Source organism: Allobosea rubneri, from assembly GCF_032464875.1.
Taxonomy (GTDB): Bacteria; Pseudomonadota; Alphaproteobacteria; order Rhizobiales; family Beijerinckiaceae; genus Allobosea; species Allobosea rubneri.
Genome location: NZ_JAWDID010000006.1, coordinates 100355 through 122325 on the forward strand (window position 1 = coordinate 100355; position 21971 = coordinate 122325).

Annotated in this window: 19 protein-coding genes; 13 read left to right on the forward strand and 6 right to left on the reverse strand. The window is 67.5% G+C overall.

Going from position 1 to position 21971, the window contains the following annotated elements; genetic code table 11:
- Nucleotides 1-54: 54 nt before the first annotated feature.
- Nucleotides 55-633 (forward strand): TetR/AcrR family transcriptional regulator, encoded by a 579-nt coding sequence (locus RKE40_RS06215; protein ID WP_316017365.1) that lies wholly within the window; start codon nucleotides 55-57, stop codon nucleotides 631-633.
- Nucleotides 634-818: 185 nt separating this feature from the next.
- On the opposite strand, the gene RKE40_RS06220 is transcribed toward RKE40_RS06215, so the two are convergent.
- The 4 genes from RKE40_RS06220 to RKE40_RS06235 all read right to left on the reverse strand — a co-directional run bounded on the left by RKE40_RS06220 (nucleotide 819) and on the right by RKE40_RS06235 (nucleotide 4462).
- Nucleotides 819-1586, reverse strand: coding sequence for a DUF2076 domain-containing protein (locus tag RKE40_RS06220; protein WP_316017366.1), 768 nt, complete (start codon nucleotides 1584-1586; stop codon nucleotides 819-821).
- A gap of 98 nt (nucleotides 1587-1684) precedes the next feature.
- A complete protein-coding gene (locus RKE40_RS06225; protein ID WP_316017367.1) occupies nucleotides 1685-2989 on the reverse strand; it encodes a UDP-glucose dehydrogenase family protein in 1305 nt (434 codons plus the stop codon).
- A gap of 95 nt (nucleotides 2990-3084) precedes the next feature.
- Complete coding sequence (locus RKE40_RS06230; protein WP_316017368.1) at nucleotides 3085-3738, reverse strand: HutD/Ves family protein; 654 nt, start codon at nucleotides 3736-3738, stop codon at nucleotides 3085-3087.
- Complete coding sequence (locus tag RKE40_RS06235; RefSeq protein WP_316017369.1) at nucleotides 3707-4462, reverse strand: L,D-transpeptidase; 756 nt, start codon at nucleotides 4460-4462, stop codon at nucleotides 3707-3709. The genes RKE40_RS06230 and RKE40_RS06235 overlap by 32 nt, the downstream gene beginning before the upstream one ends.
- A 423-nt stretch (nucleotides 4463-4885) precedes the next feature.
- Here RKE40_RS06235 and RKE40_RS06240 point away from each other — a divergent pair, with 423 nt between their 5' ends.
- Entirely contained in the window at nucleotides 4886-6979 is a 2094-nt protein-coding gene (locus RKE40_RS06240; RefSeq protein ID WP_316017370.1) for a methyl-accepting chemotaxis protein, read from the forward strand.
- Between the two features lie 174 nt (nucleotides 6980-7153).
- Here the strand turns inward: RKE40_RS06240 and RKE40_RS06245 are convergent, their stop codons facing one another.
- The gene (locus RKE40_RS06245) at nucleotides 7154-8566 is read right to left on the reverse strand and encodes an MATE family efflux transporter (protein WP_316017371.1); all 1413 of its coding nucleotides are present in this window, start codon (nucleotides 8564-8566) and stop codon (nucleotides 7154-7156) included.
- A 185-nt stretch (nucleotides 8567-8751) separates the two neighbouring features.
- Here RKE40_RS06245 and RKE40_RS06250 point away from each other — a divergent pair, with 185 nt between their 5' ends.
- From RKE40_RS06250 to RKE40_RS06285, 8 genes are all read left to right on the forward strand, one after another.
- The gene (locus tag RKE40_RS06250) at nucleotides 8752-9981 is read left to right on the forward strand and encodes a M20 family metallo-hydrolase (protein WP_316017372.1); all 1230 of its coding nucleotides are present in this window, start codon (nucleotides 8752-8754) and stop codon (nucleotides 9979-9981) included.
- A 170-nt stretch (nucleotides 9982-10151) separates the two neighbouring features.
- Entirely contained in the window at nucleotides 10152-11564 is a 1413-nt protein-coding gene (locus RKE40_RS06255) for an amidase (protein WP_316017373.1), read from the forward strand.
- A 217-nt stretch (nucleotides 11565-11781) separates the two neighbouring features.
- Nucleotides 11782-13380, forward strand: coding sequence for an ABC transporter substrate-binding protein (locus RKE40_RS06260; protein ID WP_316017374.1), 1599 nt, complete (start codon nucleotides 11782-11784; stop codon nucleotides 13378-13380).
- A 123-nt stretch (nucleotides 13381-13503) separates the two neighbouring features.
- The gene (locus tag RKE40_RS06265) at nucleotides 13504-14445 is read left to right on the forward strand and encodes an ABC transporter permease (RefSeq protein ID WP_316017375.1); all 942 of its coding nucleotides are present in this window, start codon (nucleotides 13504-13506) and stop codon (nucleotides 14443-14445) included.
- A complete protein-coding gene (locus RKE40_RS06270; RefSeq protein WP_316017376.1) occupies nucleotides 14442-15359 on the forward strand; it encodes an ABC transporter permease in 918 nt (305 codons plus the stop codon). The genes RKE40_RS06265 and RKE40_RS06270 overlap by 4 nt, the downstream gene beginning before the upstream one ends.
- A gap of 2 nt (nucleotides 15360-15361) precedes the next feature.
- On the forward strand, nucleotides 15362-16351 hold the full coding sequence (locus tag RKE40_RS06275; protein ID WP_316017377.1) for an ABC transporter ATP-binding protein: 990 nt from the start codon (nucleotides 15362-15364) through the stop codon (nucleotides 16349-16351).
- Nucleotides 16348-17382 (forward strand): ABC transporter ATP-binding protein, encoded by a 1035-nt coding sequence (locus RKE40_RS06280; protein WP_316017378.1) that lies wholly within the window; start codon nucleotides 16348-16350, stop codon nucleotides 17380-17382. The genes RKE40_RS06275 and RKE40_RS06280 overlap by 4 nt, the downstream gene beginning before the upstream one ends.
- Nucleotides 17383-17414: 32 nt before the next feature.
- On the forward strand, nucleotides 17415-18560 hold the full coding sequence (locus tag RKE40_RS06285; protein WP_316017379.1) for a diaminopropionate ammonia-lyase: 1146 nt from the start codon (nucleotides 17415-17417) through the stop codon (nucleotides 18558-18560).
- Between the two features lie 34 nt (nucleotides 18561-18594).
- Here the strand turns inward: RKE40_RS06285 and RKE40_RS06290 are convergent, their stop codons facing one another.
- Nucleotides 18595-18894, reverse strand: coding sequence for an antibiotic biosynthesis monooxygenase (locus RKE40_RS06290; protein ID WP_316017380.1), 300 nt, complete (start codon nucleotides 18892-18894; stop codon nucleotides 18595-18597).
- Nucleotides 18895-19067: 173 nt separating this feature from the next.
- Here RKE40_RS06290 and RKE40_RS06295 point away from each other — a divergent pair, with 173 nt between their 5' ends.
- The 3 genes from RKE40_RS06295 (at nucleotide 19068) to RKE40_RS06305 (ending at nucleotide 21940) form a co-directional block, all read left to right on the forward strand.
- Entirely contained in the window at nucleotides 19068-20000 is a 933-nt protein-coding gene (locus RKE40_RS06295) for an N-carbamoyl-D-amino-acid hydrolase (protein ID WP_316017381.1), read from the forward strand.
- A gap of 172 nt (nucleotides 20001-20172) precedes the next feature.
- Nucleotides 20173-21339 carry an amidohydrolase/deacetylase family metallohydrolase gene (locus tag RKE40_RS06300; RefSeq protein WP_316017382.1) on the forward strand — a complete coding sequence of 389 codons (1167 nt, stop codon included), beginning with the start codon at nucleotides 20173-20175 and terminating at the stop codon, nucleotides 21337-21339.
- Nucleotides 21340-21433: 94 nt separating this feature from the next.
- Nucleotides 21434-21940 carry a GNAT family N-acetyltransferase gene (locus tag RKE40_RS06305; RefSeq protein ID WP_316017383.1) on the forward strand — a complete coding sequence of 169 codons (507 nt, stop codon included), beginning with the start codon at nucleotides 21434-21436 and terminating at the stop codon, nucleotides 21938-21940.
- Nucleotides 21941-21971: the final 31 nt, after the last annotated feature.

Consider the following 21971-nt stretch of genomic DNA (forward strand, 5'->3'; position numbering starts at 1 on the left):
CGAGGCCTCCTGATAAATATTTACAGAAGTATAAATTTATACCAGTGTGTAAATATGGCAACCCCAAAGCGAACCGAGCGATCCCGGCTCCTCATCCTCGATGCGGCCGACGCGGCGTTTCGGGAAATGGGGTTTGCTGCGACCTCCGTTGAGGCGATCGCAAACCGTGCTGGCCTGACCCGGAAGACGGTCTACAACCTGTTCGCCTCAAAAGACGAAATCGCCTCGCAGCTCGTCGCCCGCGTGGAAGCCAATGACCTGCCCTACCGCGATCGCATGAAGGCGGGCGAAGACGTGCTTCATTTGCTGGAAGGCGTCTTCCTCGACAGCGCGTATTGGTGCCTGGCGAATCCGTCGCTTGCAAAGCTGGCTCTCGCCCCTGCCGAAAGGCCAGCCCTTGAGCCACCCCCCGACCGGCCGTCATTCCAGCGGCTTGTCAGGGACATTCTAGTGCTCGGCCAGAGGCAGGGGGTCATTCGCAGGGATGATGACCCCAACTTCATGGCGCTCATCCTGCTTGGCGTCTACGGGCAAGCGATGCTTTCAGTCCTTGCCGGACGGCGCTTCACCGAGGACGAGATCACACGCCTCATCCGTATCGTCGTTGAAGGTATCGGCGAGCGGTCATTGTAGTAGGCCGCGTCGTCGCGCCGCTAAATCGAATGGCCGCTTTGCGCGCCGCCAGCCCCAAAGTTGCCTGCCCGGAAACCACTTATCCCGGACACTCGCCGCATCAGGCGCCCGGATGCGTCCGCCCAACAGGAAAGACCCGCCCGTTGCCGGGCGGGTCTCTCATTCAATCAGGGCGAAGCGGCCGATCAGGCCCACTCGTCGTCGCCGAAGCCGCTCGAGCCGTCATCATAGCCCTCGTTGCTGGCGTTCTGATAGCTCGGCTCCTGGTAGCTGTGACCGGGATCCTCATAGGACTGGTTCGACGCCGGCTGGGCATTCTCGGCCGTGGCGGTGTCGTTCTGCTGCGTCGCGTTGGCTTCGGCCGGCTTCGCTTCCGACGCCGCGGGCTTGCCGCCGCCGAAGGCGTTCATCAGCATGTTGCCGGCGACCATGCCGCCGGCAACGCCGGCCGCCGTCGTCAGCGCGCTCGCCATGAAGCCGCCGCGGGCCGGCTGCTGAGCCTGCTGGCTCTGCCAGGGGCCGGGAGCGGGCGCAGCCGCCATGCCCTGCTGGCCCGGCTGGGCGCCCCAGGGCGGCGAGGCCGGCACCGGGGAAGCGGGCTGCGGCGCGGCGCGCTGCGGGAAGGACGGCACGGAGCCGTTGCGGGCCGGCTGGCTCGCGCCGCCGCCGAAGATCCCGGAGAGGAAGCCGCCCGACTGGGCCGGCGCGGGAGCTGCGGCCGGCTGGCGGCGCAGCTCCTCGACCTCGGCCTGAAGCTGCTGGGCCTGGGCCTGCAGATTGGCGAGCGCCTGTTCCTGGACATAGATCGACTGGGCCATCGCATAGACGGCATAGGGCTGCTCGCGCAGGCGTTCGGCGATGAAGTTCTCAGCCTCGGGGTCGCGGGGCTGATTGGCCGCCTGACGCAGGCGGTCGAAAATCCCGGCGATCACGTCGCGTTCCTGCGGCGTCATCGTCATCTCCTCTCATGTTGGGCAGGACGGTCGCCCTGCCATGCGAGAGGTGGTGGAGGCCTATGACGTTATCAAGGCGACCCCGGGGAATTTTCGGCTCAGGCGTTGCCGATATTGACGTAGTCGAAGCCGCGCTCGCGCATCTCGCTGGAGCGGTAGATATTGCGCAGATCGATCACCACGGGTCGCCGCAGCGCCGCCTTGACGCGTTCGAGATCGAGGGCCCGGAAGGCGTTCCATTCGGTGACGATCACCAGCGCGTCGGCGCCTTCCAGGCAGGAATAGGCGTCGGGCGCGTATTCGATCTCGGGCAGGAGCGGGCGGGCGCTGTCCATGCTTTCCGGATCGAAGGCGACGACCTGAGCGCCGGCATCGATAAGCGCCGTGATGATGGCGAGCGAAGGGGCCTCGCGCATGTCGTCGGTGTTCGGCTTGAAGGCGAGCCCGAGCACCGCGATGCGCTTGCCGCGCACCGAGCCGCCGCAGGCGGCGACGACCTTGCGGGCCATGGCGCGCTTGCGCTGATCATTGACCGCGACCACGGTCTCGACGATCCGCAGCGGGCTTTCCATGTCCTGCGCCGTCTTGATCAGCGCCAGCGTGTCCTTCGGAAAGCACGAGCCGCCATAGCCGGGGCCGGCATGCAGGAACTTCGAGCCGATTCGGTTGTCGAGGCCGATGCCGCGCGCCACCTCCTGGACATTGGCGCCGACGCGCTCGCACAGATCCGCCATCTCGTTGATGAAGGTGATCTTGGTCGCGAGAAAGGCGTTGCCGGCGTATTTGATCAGCTCCGAGGTCCGCCGCGCGGTGAACAGCAGCGGCGCGGCATTGAGATAGAGCGGCCGGTACAGCTCTTCCATCACCTTGCGGGCGCGCTCGTCCTCGGTGCCGATCACGATGCGGTCGGGGCGCTTGAAATCGGCGATCGCGGCGCCTTCGCGCAGGAACTCCGGGTTCGAGACGACGGCGAAATCGGCATCCGGGCGGGCCTCGCGCATGATCCGCTCGACCTCGTCGCCGGTGCCGACCGGCACCGTCGACTTGGTGACGACGACGGTAAAACCTTCGATCGCGGCGACGACGTCGCGCGCCGCCTGATGCACGTAGGACAGGTCCGCATGACCGTCGCCGCGACGCGAGGGCGTGCCGACTGCGATGAAGACGGCGTCTGCCTCGCGCACGGATGCCGGCAGTTCAGTCGTGAAGGAGAGCCGACCGGCGCGGACATTGCTCGCGACGAGATCGTCGAGGCCCGGCTCGAAGATCGGAATCTCGCCGCGATTGAGCGCGGCGATCTTCCCTGCGTCCAGGTCGACGCAGATCACCTCATGGCCGAAATCGGCGAAGCATGCTCCCGAAACCAGGCCGACATAGCCCGAACCGATCATCGTCACGCGCATGCGGCGCACACTCACCCTGTTGACCGGCAGGCCCGCCGGCTGGCGCAGCCCCTATAACAAAACCGCGGCCAGGCAAAACCAGAAGCGCGCCGGACTCAGGCGGCAGGCGCTTCGGCGGCGATCGGATAGATCGAGGCGATCAATCCGCGCCCGGCCTCGCCGCGCAGCTTTAGCGGGCGCGCGGCGTCGATTCGCAGCGCCTGGTCGTGCGCGAGCGGAGTCGGAGAGCCCTCGACCTCGAAGGCGAGCGGACCGTCGGCGGCGTAGACGATATGCGTGCCGGGCTGGAGGAAAAGCGCCGACCCCTCCTGCAGCACCGCAATCGCGATCCTGGCGAGGTTCCGGTCGGCGATCAGGTTGACGACCTCGACCGGCCCGTTCTCGAGGCGGCTGACGATGTTGAGGCCGCCATCATAACCCATCGGGCGGAACGGCTCGCGCAGGTCGATCTCGCCTTCCGGCGTGTCGAGCACGAGCCCACGGCCACTGACGACCACCTGCTGGCGATCGTGGCCGGAGAGGTCGGAGAAGGGAGCCGGCGTCACGATCGCCGTGCGACCGAGCCGCCAGACCAACCCACTCCAGGAACCGGCAACGGCGTCGCCGCGATAGAGCGCGGCGATGTCGATGGTGACGCCGCCGCCGTTCTTCCAGGGCGCGCGCCCGTAGTCGGCCGGGTCGAGCCGCGTCAGCGCAAGGCCGTCGGGCGGCGAGCGATCAGATGAAGTCGTCGTCGGGTGCGGGTGCATCCGTCTCCAGGAGCGGTTCGTTCGATGGGTTGCGGTTCAGCACCACCACCGTCGTGCCGGTCGGCACCCGGCTGTGCAGGTCGATGATGTCCTGATTGAACAGGCGGATGCAACCGGAAGAAACGGCCTTGCCGATCGACCACGGCTCGCTGGTGCCGTGAATGCGGTAGAGCGTGTCCTGGCTGCCCTGATAGAGATAGAGCGCGCGCGCCCCGAGCGGGTTCTCGAGCCCGGCGGCCATGCCGCCCGCCCAGCGAGCGTTCCTTTCGGGCTCGCGCTTGATCATCGCAGCCGTCGGGGTCCAGCGCGGCCATGCCGCCTTGCGCCCGACCGTCGCGCGGCCGCGCCAGGACATGCCCTGCTTGCCGACGCCGATGCCGTAGCGGATGGCCCGGCCGTTCTCGCGCACGAGGTAGAGATAGCGGGCAGAGGTGTCGACGACGATCGTGCCGGGCGCCTCGTTGGTGCGATAGGCGACTTCCTGGCGCAGGAACCGCGTCTCGACCTCGGAGATGTCGGTCGCCGGCAGCGGGAAGGTCTCGTCCGGCTTCTCATCGTACATCGACAGGAAGGCGGCGTTCTGATGGATCGGCGCCCGCACTTCATAGGGCTGCTGCGACGTGCTGATGCAGCCGGTCAGCGCGACCGGCGCGAATGCGGAGGCGAGGGTGATGAACCGGCGGCGGGAAAGCAGGTCGGAGGCGGCGGGCTGGCGGGAGGGCATGAACTCGGCTCTTGGAAGATACGGCTGGCGGCGAAACATTCGAATTGCCGGCCGGTTCCAATGAACTGCGGCCGGCGGACGTCTTTCACTTCACGGCTTCGCATGGCGCTCGGGTGAAGACGAGATGGCGAAATCAAGGCGGCCGCAATGCGTGTCTTCGCTGCAACAGTCGCTCATGCGTCTGGCGCATGACGGAGCGGGAGGCTGTCGCCATTGCCAAGGCCAGTTTGGCAAACGGAAGCGTATTGCGAGGAAGATGGGCTGATCAGGTCCAATTTGCCCAAGATGTGAGCAATTTTAAGCTGAATTTAAGTGTTGCCGGCAATGTTTTGCTTTGCCGTTTGGGCGTTCGGCGCAGTGGGCGTCCAAAAAATGCAGTTGTTTCTCGGGCGCGGCGAGCTCGGGCTGGGGACGTAAGACGCGATGAAATCGATCCGCTTCAAGATTCTGGCCATGCTCGGCATCATAGCCTTGGGCTCGGTGCTTTCGGCTGGCCTCAGCCTGTATGCGCTGTCGCGCTCCCAGGACCTCAATGCCCGTTCCGACGTGCAGGGTGAGATCACCTTGCTGACCGAGCGAATCAACACGAATGTCTTTGCCGTGGTGATGGATTCCCGCGGCATCTACATGTCGAAGACTGCCAAGGAGGCCGAGCCGTTCGCCAAGACGAAGGAGGCGCGCTTCCCGGTGATGCGCAAGCTCGCCGCCGACCTCGTCGCCCGCGTGCCCGCTTCCGAAAAGGAAGGCGCCCTGAAGGTCCAGAAATCGGTCGACGAGTTCATCGCCTTCCGCGCCGAGACGATCAGGCTCGGTCGCGAGGTCTCGACCGCTGCTGCCGACGAGCAGGGGAACAACGACCTCAACCGCGCCAACCGGCGGGCCCTGAACGACAATCTCGTCGCCTTCGCCAAGCGCAACGAGGCTGTCGGCGAGGCGCTGGCCGAGGAGGCCGCGAGCTTCACCCGGCAGGTCCAGTGGATCTTGCCCGTGGTGCTGTTCTCGACGCTGCTGGCCTCGTTCGCGGCCGCCATGCTCTTCGCCCAGCGCTCGATCACCCGGCCGCTGCTCGATCTTGGCGGGGCGATGGACCGCGTTACCGCCGGCGACACGCAGATCGAGGTTCCCCATACCAAGCGCGGCGACGAGATCGGCGCCATGGCGCGTGCTCTCGCCGTTCTGCGCCAGAGCACCGAGCAGGTCGCGCTGCTGCAGGCGCAGGAGAGGGCGGCTGCGGAAGAACGCCTCGCCCGGGCCGAATCGATGGCGCTCGTGGTCTCGGACGTCGGCACGGTGGTTGCCGCCGCGGCGGCCGGCGATTTCTCGGCGCGACTTGCGCTCGATGACGCCGATGCGGAGATGGCCAAGCTCGTCGCCGGTATCAACGAGATCAACCGTGTCGTCGACGCGGCCACCACCGAGTTCGCCGAGGCCCTGCAGGCGATCGCCGCCGGCGACCTGACGCACCGGGTCGACAGCGCCTATCGCGGCCGCTTCGCCGATCTCAAGGACGCGATCAACCAGACCGGCGAGAAGCTCTCGCTGACGCTGCGGACGATCCAGGCGACCGCCGGCGATGTCGGGCTCTCGGCCCGCGAGATTGCGACCGGCGCGGACGACCTCTCGAAGCGCACGGAAGAGCAGGCCTCCTCGCTGGAGGAAAGCGCGGCGACGACCGAGGAGCTCGCGGCCTCGGTGAAGGCCTCGGCGCAGGCGTCCCAGCAGGGCGTCGTCCTAGCCGGCGAAGCCATGCAGGTCGCGCAGGCCGGCGGCGGCATCGTCACCGAAGCGGTCTCGGCGATGGCGCGCATCGAGGAGGCCTCGAAGAAGATCTCGGACATCATCCGGGTGATCGACGACATCGCCTTCCAGACCAATCTGCTGGCGCTAAACGCGGCGGTGGAAGCTGCACGCGCCGGCGACGCCGGCAAGGGCTTCGCGGTGGTGGCGAGCGAGGTCCGTACGCTGGCGCAGCGTTCGGGCGAGGCGGCCAAGGACATTTCCGGGCTGATCTCCTCGTCGAATGCCGAGGTCGAAGCCGGCGTGAAGCTGGTGCGTCAGGCCGGCGACGCGCTGACCAGCATCGTCGAGGCCTCGCGCAAGGTCCAGACCACGGTTTCGGAGGTCGCGGCCGCTTCGGCAGAGCAGGCCAACGGCATCGAGGAAATGAGCCAGACCGTGGCGCATATGGACGAGATGACCCAGCAGAACGCTGCCCTGGCTGAGCAGAGCGCGGCCTCGGCAGGCTCGCTCTCGGGCAAGATCGGCGAGCTCAACGCGCTGGTCGCGAGCTTCCGTACCGGCGGGTCGGCCTCGGTCACGCCGTTTGCGGCGCCTCAGACCCGCCCCGCGGCTGCTTCCGCGAGCGAGACCGACAGCGAGCCGCAGCGCCTGCGTCAGCTCGCCGAGGCCGCCTTCGCCCAGCAGAAGGCGACGCCGCGCCGCGAGCCGCGTCCTGTCGCGCCGATGCGCAAGGTCGCGAACTCCCGCCAGGGCGATGCCGGCTGGGAAGAGTTCTGAGGTAGGGAGGGCCGGTTCCTGATCGAGCCGGCCCGGGCCCCACGCCAAAACCGATCGAGGGCCGCTTCCGCCGGGAGCGGCCCTTTTTGCTGTCCGGTATTCCGTGTTGTTCGGCTGGCCGCAGCCGCGCCTCGCCAGGGATGGCACTGCTACGGAGGCGTGCTCGCCGAAGGGTCAGGCGGCGTCGGTGGCCGCAGGCGCCCCGATCAATCCGAGCCGCTCGCGGGCGAACCAGCGCGTCAGCATCAGCACGGCGACGATCGCAAGGCCGGTCGCGAGCCCGATCCAGATGCCGACGCCGGCGAGCGGTGTCAGGAAGCCGAGTGCCGCCGAGAGCGGCAGGCCGATGCCCCAATAGCCGAGCCCGGCGAACAGCATTGGCACGCGCGTGTCGCGCAGGCCGCGCAGGATCGAGACGCCGACCACCTGGATGCCGTCGACGATCTGGAAGATCGCCGCATAGAACAGGAACAGCATGGCGAGTTGCGCCACCTCGGCCGCGCGCGGCTTGCTGGCGTCGAGGAACGGCACGACCAGCCAGTGCGGGATCAGGAGCATCAGCAGCGCGGTGAGGCACATGAAGGCGGTTGCGAGCACGAGCGCCGTCGCGCCGGCCAGGGCGATACCCTCCCTGTCTCCGGCGCCGAAGGCATGCCCGACCCTGACCGTCCCGGCCTGGCCGATGCCCATCGGCACCATGAAGCAGAGCGAGGCGATCTGGATCGCGATCGCGTGGGCGGCGAGCGAGGTCGGCCCGAGCAGGCCCATCAGGAAGGCGGCGCCGTTGAAGATCCAGACCTCGAAGCCGACCGTGACGCCGATCGGTAGGCCCATCCGCCAGAAGGCGCGGTAGCGGCTCCAGTCCGGGCGCCAGAAGCGCCCGAACAGGCGGTAGCGCCGGAAGCGCCGGTCGAGCGAGACCACCATGGCGAGACCGACGAACATCAGGGTCGAGGCCAGCGCCGTCGCCATTCCGGAGCCGGGCAGGCCGAGCGCCGGGAAGCCGAGCCGTCCGAACATCAGAACCCAGTTGGCGAAGGCATTGAAGCAGACCGCGAACAGCACGGTCACGAAGACCCAGAACGGCCGCTGCAGTGCCGCCAGGAAGCCGCGCAGGACGAGATAGAGATAGAAGGGCAGGAGGCCCCATTGCAGCGTGTGCAGATAGGAGGCGGCCGCCTTCGCCAACGCCGGGTTCTGGCCCATCGCGGTGAGGATCGTCTCGGCCTGCCAGAGGCAGAGCCACATCGGCCCGGCCATGGTCGCAGCCACCCAGAAGCCCTGGCGCACGGTGCGGCGGACATCGCGCACCGAATGCCGGTTCCGCCCGAGCTCAATAGCGACCATCGGCGCCACGGCCGCCATCACGCCGATCCCGAAGATCAGGAAGGCCATGTAGAGGTTGGAGGCGAGCGCGCCGGCCGCCAGCGAGTCGGGGCCGAGATGGCCCATCATGATGACGTCGGTCGCGGTCATCGCCGTCTGCGCGACATTGGTCAGCACCATCGGCCAGCTCAACGCCAGCATGGCCTTGACCTCGGTGAGCCAGGGGCTCGCCGGCCGCATCGGAAGCGCGATCTGTGACATGGCTGCCTTCTATATGGGCAATCGACCAGTTTACAGCCCCTGCGATGCCGGGGCCGGCCGCGCCCTGCGCTTGGCGCGTGCTCGTTCCGCGCCGCGTCGCCGATTCAGCCTCTTGCGCGCGCGGCCCGCTTCCTGCCTGCTGCATGTCCGAACCGATGCCATGCCTGCCACGGAGCGCCGACGAGATGAGCACCAACCTGCGGATCAATGGAAAGCGGCTGGTGTCGCGGCTGGCGGAACTCTCGCGGATCGGCGCGACGCCGGAAGGCGGCTGCCGCCGTCTCGCGCTGAGCGATGAGGACAAGCAGGGGCGCGACTGGCTGGTCGGCCAGATGCAGGCGCTCGGCCTGACGGTGAAGATTGACGCCATCGGCAATATCGTCGGCATCCTCAAGGGTCAGGAGGACGGGCCCGCCGTGGTGATGGGCTCGCATATCGATACCGTCGGCACCGGCGGGCGCTTCGACGGCGCGCTCGGCGTGATCGCCGGGGTCGAGGTGCTCGCGGCCTTGCGCGATGCCGGCCTTCAGCCGAAGCGCGACATGGCGGTGATCGCCTTCACCAACGAGGAAGGCGCACGCTTCCACCCCGACATGCTCGGCTCCTATGTCTGGGCCGGCGGCATGAGCGTCGCGGCGGCCCATGCCGAGAAAGACGCCGATGGCGCTGTGCTTGGCACGGAACTGGCGCGCATCGGCTATCACGGCCCCGAGCAGCCGGGCTTCCTGCCGGCGTATGCCTATCTCGAACTGCATATCGAGCAGGGCCCGATCCTTGAAAGCGAGGGCGGTGGGCTCGGCGCGGTCACCGGCATTCAGGGCATCTGCTGGCTCGAGCTGACCCTGAAGGGTAGGCCGAGCCATGCCGGCACCACGCCGATGCGCTACCGCAAGGATCCGGGCCTCGCCGCCGCCAGGATCAACATCTTCGCCAATGAGCTGACCAGGACGATTCCCGGCCAGCTCGCCAATTCCGGCGTGATCCGCGTCCAGCCCGGCAACGTCAACGTCGTGCCCGAGACGGTGGTGATGACGCTCGATCTGCGCAACCCGCTGGACGCGCCCCTGGCCGAGGCCGAGGCAGCCGTGCGGAAGTTCTGCGCCGAATTGTCGGCGCGCGACGACATCGCGATCAGCTTCCGCGATCTCGCCCGCTTCCCGGCGACGCCCTTTGCCGAGGAGCTGATCGCCAGCGTCGAGGCGAGCGCTGCAGAGTTCGGCCTGCCGATCCGCCGGATGATCTCCGGCGCTGGCCATGACGCGCAGATGATGTCGCGGCTGTGCCCGACGGCGATGGTCTTCATCCCCTCGATCGGCGGGCTCTCGCACAATCCGGCCGAACTCAGCACCGACGAGGACATGGTCGCCGGCGCCAATGTCCTGCTCAGCGCCGCCTGGCGCGCCGCCAACGCCTGATATCCAGAGTGTTCACGACACCTCTCCGTCATCCCGGACGCAGCGAAGCGGAGCTCCGGGATCCATCGTAGGGCGCGGAGCCTTATGATGGATCCTGGGTCTGCGCGGCTGAAGCCGCCTGCCCAGGATGACGGTGGGGTTCCGAACTGATCATCCGAACGGGAGCCGCCATGACCGCCATCGCCTCGCTTTCCGCTGCCGAACTCGGCCCGCTCTACGCTTCGCGCGAGCTCTCGCCGGTAGAGGTTGCCAAGGATGCGCTCGCGCGCATCGAGCGCTTCGAGCCGCAGGTCAACGCCTTCGTCGTGCGCGACGACAAGGTGCCGCTCGCCATGGCCGAAGCCGCGCAGGCACGCTGGCTGAAGGGCGAGGCACTCGGGCCGCTCGACGGCGTGCCGGTGACGATCAAGGACAATCTCGGCGTCGCCGGCTGGCCGATGCGGCGCGGCTCGGCGGTGGCCTCTGACGCGCCCTTCGCCGCCGATTCGCCCGCGGTGGCGCGGCTGCGCGAGGCCGGCTGCGTCTTCCTCGGCAAGACCAGCATGCCTGAGTATGGCTGGAAGGGCGTCGGCGATTCGCCGCTCTCGGGCATCACCCGCAACCCCTGGGACATCGCGACAGGTCCGGGTGGCTCGTCCTCGGGCGCGGCCGTGGCAGCTGCGCTCAATCTCGGCTGCATTCATCTCGGCACCGACGGTGCCGGTTCGGTGCGCATCCCTGCCGCCTTCACCGGCGTCTTCGGCCTCAAGCCGAGCTATGGCCGCGTCCCGGCCTGGCCGATCTCGGTCATGGGTTTCCTCGCCCATCTCGGCCCGCTGACGCGCACGGTGCGCGATGCCGCGCTGGCGATGAACGCGATCGGCCGGCCGGACGAGCGCGACATGACGGCGATGACGGGCATGCCGCCCGATTTCACCGATGGCCTCGAGGCCGGCGTGCGCGGGCTTCGCATCGCCTGGTCGCCGAGGCTCGGGGTCGACGTGCCTGTTGATCCGGAGATCGCGGCGCTCACGCACAGCGCAGCCCTGGCCTTTCGCGAGCTCGGCGCCAGCGTCGAGGAGGTCGATCCGGGCTTCGACGATCCGATCGATACGCTGATGACGCTCTGGTCGGCTGGCGCAGCGCTCGCCTTGCGCAGCGCCGGACCAGAGGCACGCGCGCAGATGGATCCCGGCCTCGTTGCGGTTGCGGAAGCCGGCGAGCGCATCGATGGCGCGACCTATGTCGACGTGCTGCTCAACCGCCGCAATGCGCTGGCGCTGCACATGGCGCAATTTCATGCACGCTTCGACCTGCTGCTGACCCCGACCCTGCCGCTGCCCGCCTTCTCTGTCGGCCGCAACACGCCGGCCGATGGTGCCTATGGCGAGGACTGGACCCGCTGGACCCCGTTCACCTACCCGTTCAACATCACCCAGGCCCCGGCGGCTTCGGTGCCCTGCGGACTGACCAGCGCCGGGTTGCCTGCCGGTTTGCAGATCGTAGGACCTTACGGAAGCGATTCTCTGGTGTTGCAGGCGGCCGCGGCTCTCGAGGCCTTGCGACCCTTCCCGCGTGTCGATGCGCCGATTGAAACGATTTAGGTAGAGCTCGCGCAATTTTTTGCCGGATAGCCTCCGGCTTGCGCATTATTCGGCGATGTCGGCTCCGTGAGGCGCCGATATCTGCGCTCTGGCACGAACCCTGCAGGCTCTCCAGCGGTCGCGGACGGTTCGCGGAGCGTGTTGTCAGAGCGGATTTTTCCGCCCACACTCGCCCCAAGGTCGCCCGCAAGAGGTGGCCGTTTCAGGGGAGAGATTGATGGACCGCAGAAGTTTTCTGAAGTCTGCCGCAGGGACGGGCGTGCTTGCCGCTTCCGGGGGGCTCGCAATGCCGGCCCTCTCTCAGGGCGCCGCCGCCAAGACCCTGCGCTTCGTGCCGCAAGCCAACCTCGCGAATTTCGATCCGATCTGGGGAACCCAATACGTCGTCCGCAACGCTGCCGCGCTGGTCTGGGACACGCTCTACGGCATCGATTCCAAGTTCCAGCCGCAACGCCAAATGGTCGAGAGCGAGGAGGTCTCCGCCGACGGCCTGACCTGGACCTTCAAGCTCCGCCCCGGCCTCAAATTCCATGACGGTACCCCGGTCCTCGCCAAGGACGTGGTGCAGAGCCTGAAGCGCTGGCAGGCCCGCGATCCGATGGGCCTGATGATCCGGGCGATCGAGAACGAGCTCACCGCCGTCGACGACCGGACCTGGAAATGGGTGCTGAAGCAGCCCTATCCGAAGATGCTGCTGGCGCTCGCCAAGAACAACGCGCCGTGCTCCTTCATCATGCCGGAGCGCATCGCCAAGACCGATCCGTTCACGCAGATCACCGAATATGTCGGCTCCGGCCCGATGAAGTTCGCCCGCGGCGAATGGGTGCCCGGTGCCAAGGCGGTGTTCGAGAAGTTCGTCGACTACGTGCCGCGCTCCGAGCCGGCAGACTGGCTCGCCGGCGGCAAGAAGATGCTGGTCGACCGCATCGAATGGGTGATCATGCCCGACGCGGCGACCGCTGCCGCCGCGCTGCAGAACGGCGAGGTCGACTGGTGGGAGACCCCGCTCTCCGACCTCGTGCCCGTGCTCAAGAGCAACGCCAACATCAACGTCGATATCGGCGACCCGCTCGGCAATATCGGCGCCTTCCGCATGAACCACCTGCACCCGCCCTTCAACAATCCGAAGGTGCGCCAGGCGGTGCTGACGGCGATGAACCAGGAAGACTACATGCGCTCGATCGTCGGCGACGACGACAAGCTCTGGAAGCCGCTGCCCGGCTTCTTCACCCCCGGCACGCCGCTCTACACCGAAGAGGGTGGCGACATGCTGAAGATGAAGAACGTCGAGGCCGCCAAGAAGCTCTTGGCCGAGGCCGGCTACAAGGGTGAGCCGGTGATCTGCGTGGTCGCGCAGGACATGTCGGCTACCAAGTCGATGGGCGACGTCACGGCCGAGCTCCTGAAGAGCATCGGCATGAAGGTCGAGTTCGTCGCCACCGACTGGGGCACGGTCGGGGCGCGCCGCGCCCAGAAGACCCCGCCGGGGCAGGGCGGCTGGAGCATGTTCCACACCTGGCATGCCGGGGCGGACTGCCTCAACCCGTCCTCCTACACCGCGATCCGCGCCAATGGCGACAAGGCCTGGTTCGGCTGGCCGGATGTGCCGGCGGTCGAGACCGAGGTCACCAACTGGTTCAACGCCAAGGACATGGCCGAGGAAAAGGCTGCGATGGCCCGCCTCAACAAGGCCGCCGTCGAGAACGTCGTCTACGCGCCGACCGGATTCTATCTGGGCTACCAGGCCTGGCGGAAGAACGTCACCGGCGTGGTCAGCGGCCCGCTGCCGTTCTTCTGGAACGTCGCCAAGGCCTGACCGGAGCAAGGCCGGCGCCCGGGCTGCTGCCCCGGCGCCGGCTTCCAAGCACGTCCGCCGGACGGCTTCGGATTGTTCCAGTCCGAAATTGCCCGGCGCCCGCCCTCCAGTGACAGGCTGAGGATGCTCGCTTTTATCGTCAGACGCATCATCACGACGATACCCGTCATGGCCTTCGTGGCGTTGTTCGTCTTCTCGCTTCTCTACATTGCTCCCGGCGACCCGGCCGCCGTGATCGCCGGAGACCAGGCCTCGCCTGCCGATGTTGAGCGCATCCGCGCCAGCTTGGGCCTCGACCGGCCCTATCTGGTCCGCTTCGGCGAATGGTTCTTCCGGGTCCTCCAGGGGGATCTCGGAACCTCGATCTTCACCTCGCTCCCCGTCACCCAACTGATCGCCCAGCGCATCGAGCCGACGCTCTCGCTGATGGTTCTGACGCTGATCCTGGCGGTCTCGATCGCCGTGCCGCTCGGCGTCGTCGCTGCCTGGAAGGCCGGCACCTGGGTCGACCGGGCCGTGGTCGGCTTTGCGGTGCTCGGCTTCTCCGTGCCGGTCTTCGTCATCGGCTATCTGCTCGCCTATACCTTCGCGCTGAAGCTCGACTGGGTGCCGGTGCAGGGTTACACCCCGATCGCGCAGGGGCTCTGGCCCTGGTTCAAGAACCTGATCCTGCCCGCGATCACGCTCGGCACCGTCTACATCGCCCTGATCGCCCGCATCACCCGCGCCACCATGCTCGACGTGCTGCAGCAGGACTACATCCGCACCGCTCGCTCCAAGGGCGTGGCCCAGAACAGCATCCTCTTCCTGCACGCGCTGAAGAATGCGGCGGTGCCGATCATCACCATCATCGGCATCGGCGTCGCGCTGCTGATCGGCGGCGCGGTGGTGACCGAGAGCGTCTTCGCCATTCCCGGCCTCGGGCGCCTGACGCTCGATGCGATCCTGCGCCGCGACTACCCCGTCATCCAGGGCGTCGTGCTGATCTTCTCCTTCGTCTACGTGCTGGTGAACCTGGCCATCGACCTGATCTACACGCTCGTCGATCCGAGGATACGCTATTGACCGTGCAGCAACCCGCCCCGGTTCCGGGCGACCTCGCGGTCGCTCCCGAACTGCCCGACGTGCTGAAGGCCAGGAAGCCGCTCACCGGCTTCACCGGCTTCCTGCGCAAGAACCCCTCGATCGCGATCGGCGGCTTCCTGCTGCTGATCATGTTCTTCATCGCCTTGTTCGCGCCCTGGCTCGGCACCGTCGACCCGACCGCGATCTCGACGGCGCGGCGCACCCGCGTGCCCTCCGAGCTCTACTGGTTCGGCACCGACATGCTCGGCCGCGACATCTATTCGCGCGTCATGTACGGCGCCCGGGTCTCGCTGCTGGTCGGCTTCAGCGTCGCGATCCTGGCCTCGGTCGCGGGGCTGGTCATCGGCCTGTTCTCCGGCTTCGTGCGTTGGGCCGACGGCATCATCATGCGGATCATCGACGGCATGATGTCGATCCCGCCGATCCTGCTCGCCATCGCGCTGATGGCGCTGACCCGCGGCTCGGTGCAGAACGTCATCATCGCGATCACCATCGCCGAGATCCCGCGCGTCGCGCGCCTGGTCCGCGGCGTCGTGCTGTCGCTGCGCGAGCAGCCCTATGTCGATGCGGCGATCGCTGCCGGTACCCGCACGCCGATGATCGTCTTTCGCCACATCCTGCCCAATACGCTGGCGCCGATGAGCGTGCAGGCGACCTATATCTGCGCCAGCGCGATGATCGTCGAGGCGATCCTGTCCTTCATCGGGGCGGGCGTGCCACCGGCTACCCCGTCCTGGGGCAACATCATGGCGGAGGGCCGTGCGCTCTGGCAGGTCCGCCCGCACATCATCCTCTTCCCCGCCATCTTCCTCTCGCTGACCGTCCTGGCCGTGAACATGCTCGGCGACGGCCTGCGCGACGCGCTCGACCCGCGCATGGCGAAAAGGCTCTGACCATGGCCCTGCTCGAGATCGACAAGCTCCAGACCCATTTCCGTACGCCCGACGGCATCAACCGTGCCGTCGACGGGGTCTCCTTCTCCATCGAGGCGGGGCAGACGCTCGCCGTGGTCGGCGAGTCCGGCTGCGGCAAGTCGGTCACCGCCATGTCCATCCTGCGGCTGATCCCGGAGCCCCCCGGCAAGATGGCCGGCGCCATCCGCTTCCAGGGCCGCAACCTCCTGGAATGCTCGGACGCCGAGATGCGGCAGATCCGCGGCAACGAGATCTCGATGATCTTCCAGGAGCCGATGACCAGCCTCAATCCGGTGCTGACCGTCGGCCGCCAGATTGGCGAGACGCTCCGGCTGCACCAGAACATGTCGAAGGCGCAGGCGACCGAGCGCGCCGTCGAGATGCTTCAGCTCGTCGGCATTCCCGAGCCCCGCCGACGCGTCGCGGAGTATCCGCATCAGCTCTCCGGCGGCATGCGCCAGCGTGTGATGATCGCGATCGCGCTCGCCTGCTCGCCCAAGCTGCTCATCGCCGACGAGCCGACGACGGCGCTCGACGTCACCATCCAGGCCCAGATCCTCGACCTGATGCGCGATCTCAAGGCCCGCGTCGGCGCCGCGATCATGCTGATCACTCATGATCTCGGCGTCGTCGCCGAAGTCGCCGACCAGGTCGTGGTGATGTATGCCGGCCGCAAGGTCGAGGAAGCGCCGGTCGGCGAGCTCTTCGCCAATCCGCGCCATCCCTATACGCAAGGCCTGCTCGGCGCCGTGCCGAAGCTCGGCTCGTCGCTCTCCGGGCATACCGAACGCCTCTCCGAAATCCCCGGTCTGGTACCGAGCCTGAAGAAGCGGATCGACGGCTGCGTCTTCGCCGGCCGCTGCCCGAAGGCGACCGATCTCTGCCGCCAGGTCGCGCCCGGCCTCGAACTCAAGGCCGCCGGTCATATCGCCGCCTGCCATTATGCGCCGAAGGACGCGGTCGCGGCATGAGCACGACGCAGCCCATCCTCCAGGTCAACGACCTCAAGAAGCACTATCCGATCCGCGGCGGGTTGCTTTCCGGCATCACCGCCAATGTCTACGCCGTCGACGGCGTCTCCTTCGAGATCGCCAAGGGCGAGACGCTGTCGCTGGTCGGTGAATCCGGCTGCGGCAAGTCGACCGTCGGCAAGGCGATCCTGCGCCTGTTCGACATCACCTCCGGCGAGGTGGTGCTCGACGGACAGCGCATCGACCAGCTCTCCACCGGCAAGCTCCGGCCGCTGCGCCAGCGGGTCCAGGTCGTGTTCCAGGACCCGTTTTCCAGCCTCAACCCGCGCATGCGCGTCCGTGACATCCTGGCCGAGCCGATCACCAATTTCGGCATCGTCCAGGGCAAGGACGCGGTCACCGAGCGCACCATGGCGCTGATGGACAAGGTCGGCCTGCCGCGGGACGCCGTGAATCGCTGGCCGCACGAGTTCTCGGGCGGCCAGCGCCAGCGCATCGGCATCGCCCGGGCACTCGCGGCCGAGCCGGAGCTGATCATCTGCGACGAGGCCGTCTCGGCGCTCGACGTCTCGGTCAAGGCGCAGATCGTCAACCTGCTCTGCGACCTGCAGAAGGAGCTCGGCCTGGCCCTGCTCTTCATCAGCCACGACCTCGCCATTGTCGAGCACATGACCCACCGTGTTGCGGTGATGTATCTCGGCAAGATCGTCGAGATGGGTACCAAGGAGCAGATTTTCGGCGCGCCGCGCCATCCCTACACGGTGGCGCTGCTCTCGGCTGTGCCGGTGCCCGATCCCAAGGTCAGGCGCGAGCGCATCCTGCTCAAGGGCGACGTGCCGAGCCCGATCAATCCGCCCAAGGGCTGCCGCTTCAACACGCGCTGCCCTTACGTCTTCGACCGCTGCCGTTCGGAGGAGCCGGAGTTGCGGCCGATGGCGCAGGGCCATGTTGCGGCCTGCCATCTGCACGACCTGCCGGCCGCGGATAACCCGCTCCTGAAGCAGGCCGCGGCTGCGCTCGCCGACGCTTGACCGAGAGGCCGCGCGAGGCCGACGATCCACCCATGCCAGACGCCAGCTCAGACCTTTCCGGTCCCGATTTCCTCCTCAATCCGCGGCTCGATCGGAAGGCGCCCTATGGCGAGGATCTGCCTGCCATCCTCTCCCTGGAGAAGGGCCGTGCCGCCCATAAGGCGATCTCGGCCTGGGACGGCTATGCGCCGACGCCGCTGCGCGATCTTCCGGCCATTGCCGATGCGCTCGATCTCGGCCAGGTGCTCTACAAGGACGAGGGCGGGCGCTTCGGCCTGCGGAGCTTCAAGGCGCTCGGCGGCGCCTATGCCGTCGACCGGCTGCTGGCGGCGCGTGGCCCTGAGGGGCTGACCGTCGCGTGCGCGACCGACGGCAATCACGGCCGCTCGGTCGCCTGGGGCGCAAGGCGCGCCGGCGTTAGGGCGGTGATCTACATCCACGAGAATGTCAGCGAGGGCAGGGCGGAGGCGATCCGCTCCTATGGCGCCACCGTCGTCCGCGAGGGCCGCAATTACGACGACAGCGTCCGCGCCTGCGCGCAGGCTGCCAAGGCCAATGGCTGGCAGATCGTCTCCGACACCTCATGGCCGGGCTATGAGGATGTGCCGAAGGACGTGATGCAGGGCTATTCGGTGCTGTCCAACGAGGTCGAGGCGCAGGGCGCGCGCTCGACCCATGTCTTCGTCCAGGGCGGCGTCGGCGGCATCGCGGCGGCGGTTCTGTCGGATAGCTGGGAGCGCCATGGCGCCGCGCGGCCGGTCTTCGTGGTGGTCGAGCCGGAGAACGCGGCCTGTCTACTTGAATCGGCCAGGGCCGGGGCAGTCACCGCGGTTGGCGGCGATCTCGAGACGATCATGGCCGGGCTTGCCTGCGGCGAGCCCTCGATCCTGGCCTGGCGCATCCTCCAGCCCGGCGCGGACGCTTTCATGACGGTGCGCGATGCGGCCGCAGCCGATGCGATGCGCCAGCTTGCGACGCTCGGCGTGGTCGGCGGCGAATCCGGCGTCGCCGGGCTCGCCGGCCTGATCAAGGCGGCGCGCGATCCCGCTCTGCGCAGCACGCTTCAGCTCGACGCCTCGTCTCGCGTGCTTTGTTACGGCACCGAGGGCGCGACCGATCCGGAGGTCTATCGTGCCGTCGTCGGCCGCAGCGCCGAGGAGGTCGGCCGTGCTGCCTGAGGGCGGAGCGGCGGCGCGCGGGCCTGCCCCGCGATCAACGGAGCAGGTCGACGACGCTCTCGCCGGAGGTCGCATCGGTGACACCGCGCCCGTCGCCCAGATCCTCCAGCGTGTCTCGGAAGCCGTCGAGCGTGGCGATCATCTCCGGCCGCGCCGCTTTCAGTGCCTCCGCGTCGCGCCAGCGGCCGATCAGGCAATAGGCGCGCTCGCCGGTGCGGATCATGTGCCCTTCGGCGAGGCCCGGCCAGGCCGCCTTGCCGTCGCGATGGGCTGCGAGAAATTCCTCCTCGCGGCCCGGCTTGATCCGGAACCGCACGACATTGAACGTGGTCATCGCAATGTCCCCGGCGTCGCGACCGTCCGGAAACCGCGAGGCGACCATTCGCGGCGGCGCCGGCGAGCGACAAGGCGATGCTACGCCCGCCTCCATGGCCCCGCAATCGGCGCAGAAGCGGCGCCGGAGCAGCCCCCTGTCATCTTCGAAGTAGCCCTGAGGAGGGGCTGGGCATGAGCCGTATCCTGACCGTTGCCGCCGCCCAGCTCGGGCCGATTCACCGCGATGAGAGCCGGGCCTCTGCCGTCGCCCGGATGATCGCGCTGATGCGCCAGGCCAAGGCCAATGGCTGCGACCTCGTCGTCTTCCCCGAGGCGGCGCTGACCGCCTTCTTCCCGCATTGGTGGATGGAGGACGAGGCCGAGATCGACTCTTATTTCGAGAGTGCCATGCCCTCGAACGAGACCGCGCCTCTCTTCGCCGAAGCTGCGAAGCTCGGCATCGGCTTTCATCTCGGCTATCCCGAACTCGCCCACGAGGACGGGCGCAAGCGCCGCTTCAACACCGCGATCCTGGTCGACAAATCAGGCGCGATCGTCGGCAAGTACCGCAAGATCCATCTGCCCGGCCATCCCGAGCATCGGCCGGGCGCGGTCTTCCAGAATCTCGAGAAGCGCTATTTCGAAACCGGTAATCTCGGCTGGCCGGTCTGGGAGACGATGGGCGGGCGCATCGGCATGATGATCTGCAACGACCGGCGCTGGCCCGAGAGCTACCGCGTCATGGGCCTGCAGGACGTCGAGATGATCGTGCTCGGCTACAACACGCCCAAGCACAACCCGCCGGCGCCCGACCATGACCGGCTCGGCAATTTCCACAACCAGCTCGTCATGCAGGCCGGCGCCTACCAGAACGCGACCTGGGTCGTCGGCGTCGCCAAGGCAGGCCTCGAAGCCGGCGTCGACCAGATCGGCGGCTCCTGCATCATCGCGCCGACCGGCGAGGTGGTGGCGCAGGCGGTGACCGAGGGCGACGAACTCGTCATCGCCCGCTGCGACCTCGATCTCGGCAAGAGCTACAAGAACTCGACCTTCAATTTCGCGAAACACCGCGAGCCGCAGACCTACGGCATGATCGTCGAGCGCAAGGGCGCGGTGGTCGCGTGAGACCTCCAGGCGCGCAAGGCGCTCCTGGAGGCGCTCCTGCCCCGGCGCAGCACGCTGTTCAGAATCTGCCCCTTCGTTGTGAAAAGCCCTTTACGATTGTCCAGAAGGGTGCGACGGCCCGCTTCGTGCGAGAACGAAGCGTCCGCCCGCCCGGTTTCCCCATGGAGCTGTCATGACCCACGATCTCATTCTCAAGGGCGGCCGGGTCATCGACCCCTCGCAGAAGCATGACGGAGTCCTCGACGTCGCCTTCACCGACGGCAAGGTCTCCGGCTTCGGCAAGGACCTCAAGGGCGCCAAGGAGATCCGCGACGTTTCCGGCTATATCGTCACGCCCGGGCTGATCGACCTGCATACCCATGTCTACTGGGGCGGCACCTCGCTCGGCATCGACGCCGACGAATTCTGCCGCGTCTCGGGCGTCACCACCTCGGTCGACACGGGCTCGGCCGGACCCGGCAACTGGCCGGGCTTCCGCAAACACGTCATCGAGAAGAGCCAGGCCCGCATCCTCGCCTATCTCCATGTCTCGCATGCCGGCATCTACGGCTTCGACCACCGCGTCATGGTCGGTGAGAGCGGCGACCTTCGGATGATGAACCCGATCGATTGCGTCGAGGTCGCCGACAAGAACCGCGACCTGATCGTCGGCATCAAGGTCCGCGTCGGCCTGCATGCCTCGGGCACCTCTGGCACGGTGCCGCTCAACATCGCGCTGCAGGTCGCCAACGAGGTCGGCATGCCGCTGATGTGCCATATCGACCATCCGCCGCCATCCTATGAAGAAGTCATCGGCATGCTGCGGCCGGGTGACGTGCTGACCCACGCCTTCCGCCCGTTCCCGAATGCGCCCTCGACGGCACAAGGCACGGTGAAGCCCGAGGTGCTCGCCGCCCGCAAGCGCGGCGTCATCTTCGACATCGGACACGGCAAGGGCTCGTTCTCTTTCAAGACGACGCGCGCCATGCTCGCCAACGGCTTCGAGCCGGACGTGATCTCCTCGGACGTGCACAAGCTCTGCATCGATGGCCCGGCCTATGACCAGGTCACCACCATGTCGAAGTTCCTCTGCATGGGCATGAGCCTCAACAACGTCATCGCCGCCTCGACGCTGAATGCCGGCATGGCGCTGAAGCGGCCGGAATACGGTTCGCTCAAGGTCGGCTCGCTCGGCGATGCGACGATCTTGACGATCAAGGAAGGCAAGTTCGACTATGTCGACGTCGTCGGCGAGCACCTGATCGGCGACAAGAAGATCGTTTCGGAAGGTGTCGTGCTCAAAGGAGCCTGGTGGCACCCGAAGCGCAGCAACAAGTTCAGGAAGGTCGCGGCGGCGTAGCCGCAGGCCGAGCGTTCCTGCTACACCCGGCACGACTTCCCCGGACGCGGCGCTGAGCGGCGCCTCCGGGGATCGTTCCAGGTAGAAGAAGACGATGACTGCGACTGCTCTCCTTTGGCGCCCCATGGCGCCAGCCGACCTGCCGGGCGTGATGAGCGTCGCGGCGAAAGTCCATCCGGGCTTTCCCGAGGACGAGGCGGTCTTCGCCGAGCGGCTGATGCTGTCGCCGGCCGGATGCCTGTCGCTTGCCGGTGCCGATGGCGACCTCGCCGGCTATGTCGTCAGCCATCCCTGGCCCTTGTTGCAGGCGCCGGCGCTGAACAGCCTGCTCGGCGCGATCCCGCCGGATGCCGACGCCTACTACATCCATGACCTTGCTCTGCTGCCGCGTGCGCAGGGCAGCGGCGCGGCGTCGCGCGTGGTCGCGCTGCTGGAAGAGGAGGCGCGCAGGGCCGCGCTTCGCCGGATGGCGCTGATCGCCGTCAACCGCTCGGCCGGCTTCTGGCAGCGTCATGGCTTTCGCCTGACGCATGACGCCTCGCTTGATCGCAAGCTGGCGAGCTACGACGATGACGCACGCTATATGACGCGCGAACTTTGATGGCCGGTGCCGAGACGGTGCCGGAACCTGC

What these genes read in the sequence shown, in the direction of transcription:
- RKE40_RS06215 (WP_316017365.1), top strand. Translation starts at nt 55, where the DNA reads ATGGCAACCCCAAAGCGAACCGAGCGATCCCGGCTCCTCATCCTCGAT.
- RKE40_RS06220 (WP_316017366.1), bottom strand. Translation starts at nt 1,586, where the DNA reads ATGACGCCGCAGGAACGCGACGTGATCGCCGGGATTTTCGACCGCCTG.
- RKE40_RS06225 (WP_316017367.1), bottom strand. Translation starts at nt 2,989, where the DNA reads ATGCGCGTGACGATGATCGGTTCGGGCTATGTCGGCCTGGTTTCGGGA.
- RKE40_RS06230 (WP_316017368.1), bottom strand. Translation starts at nt 3,738, where the DNA reads ATGCACCCGCACCCGACGACGACTTCATCTGATCGCTCGCCGCCCGAC.
- RKE40_RS06235 (WP_316017369.1), bottom strand. Translation starts at nt 4,462, where the DNA reads ATGCCCTCCCGCCAGCCCGCCGCCTCCGACCTGCTTTCCCGCCGCCGG.
- RKE40_RS06240 (WP_316017370.1), top strand. Translation starts at nt 4,886, where the DNA reads ATGAAATCGATCCGCTTCAAGATTCTGGCCATGCTCGGCATCATAGCC.
- RKE40_RS06245 (WP_316017371.1), bottom strand. Translation starts at nt 8,566, where the DNA reads ATGTCACAGATCGCGCTTCCGATGCGGCCGGCGAGCCCCTGGCTCACC.
- RKE40_RS06250 (WP_316017372.1), top strand. Translation starts at nt 8,752, where the DNA reads ATGAGCACCAACCTGCGGATCAATGGAAAGCGGCTGGTGTCGCGGCTG.
- RKE40_RS06255 (WP_316017373.1), top strand. Translation starts at nt 10,152, where the DNA reads ATGACCGCCATCGCCTCGCTTTCCGCTGCCGAACTCGGCCCGCTCTAC.
- RKE40_RS06260 (WP_316017374.1), top strand. Translation starts at nt 11,782, where the DNA reads ATGGACCGCAGAAGTTTTCTGAAGTCTGCCGCAGGGACGGGCGTGCTT.
- RKE40_RS06265 (WP_316017375.1), top strand. Translation starts at nt 13,504, where the DNA reads ATGCTCGCTTTTATCGTCAGACGCATCATCACGACGATACCCGTCATG.
- RKE40_RS06275 (WP_316017377.1), top strand. Translation starts at nt 15,362, where the DNA reads ATGGCCCTGCTCGAGATCGACAAGCTCCAGACCCATTTCCGTACGCCC.
- RKE40_RS06280 (WP_316017378.1), top strand. Translation starts at nt 16,348, where the DNA reads ATGAGCACGACGCAGCCCATCCTCCAGGTCAACGACCTCAAGAAGCAC.
- RKE40_RS06285 (WP_316017379.1), top strand. Translation starts at nt 17,415, where the DNA reads ATGCCAGACGCCAGCTCAGACCTTTCCGGTCCCGATTTCCTCCTCAAT.
- RKE40_RS06290 (WP_316017380.1), bottom strand. Translation starts at nt 18,894, where the DNA reads ATGACCACGTTCAATGTCGTGCGGTTCCGGATCAAGCCGGGCCGCGAG.
- RKE40_RS06295 (WP_316017381.1), top strand. Translation starts at nt 19,068, where the DNA reads ATGAGCCGTATCCTGACCGTTGCCGCCGCCCAGCTCGGGCCGATTCAC.
- RKE40_RS06300 (WP_316017382.1), top strand. Translation starts at nt 20,173, where the DNA reads ATGACCCACGATCTCATTCTCAAGGGCGGCCGGGTCATCGACCCCTCG.
- RKE40_RS06305 (WP_316017383.1), top strand. Translation starts at nt 21,434, where the DNA reads ATGACTGCGACTGCTCTCCTTTGGCGCCCCATGGCGCCAGCCGACCTG.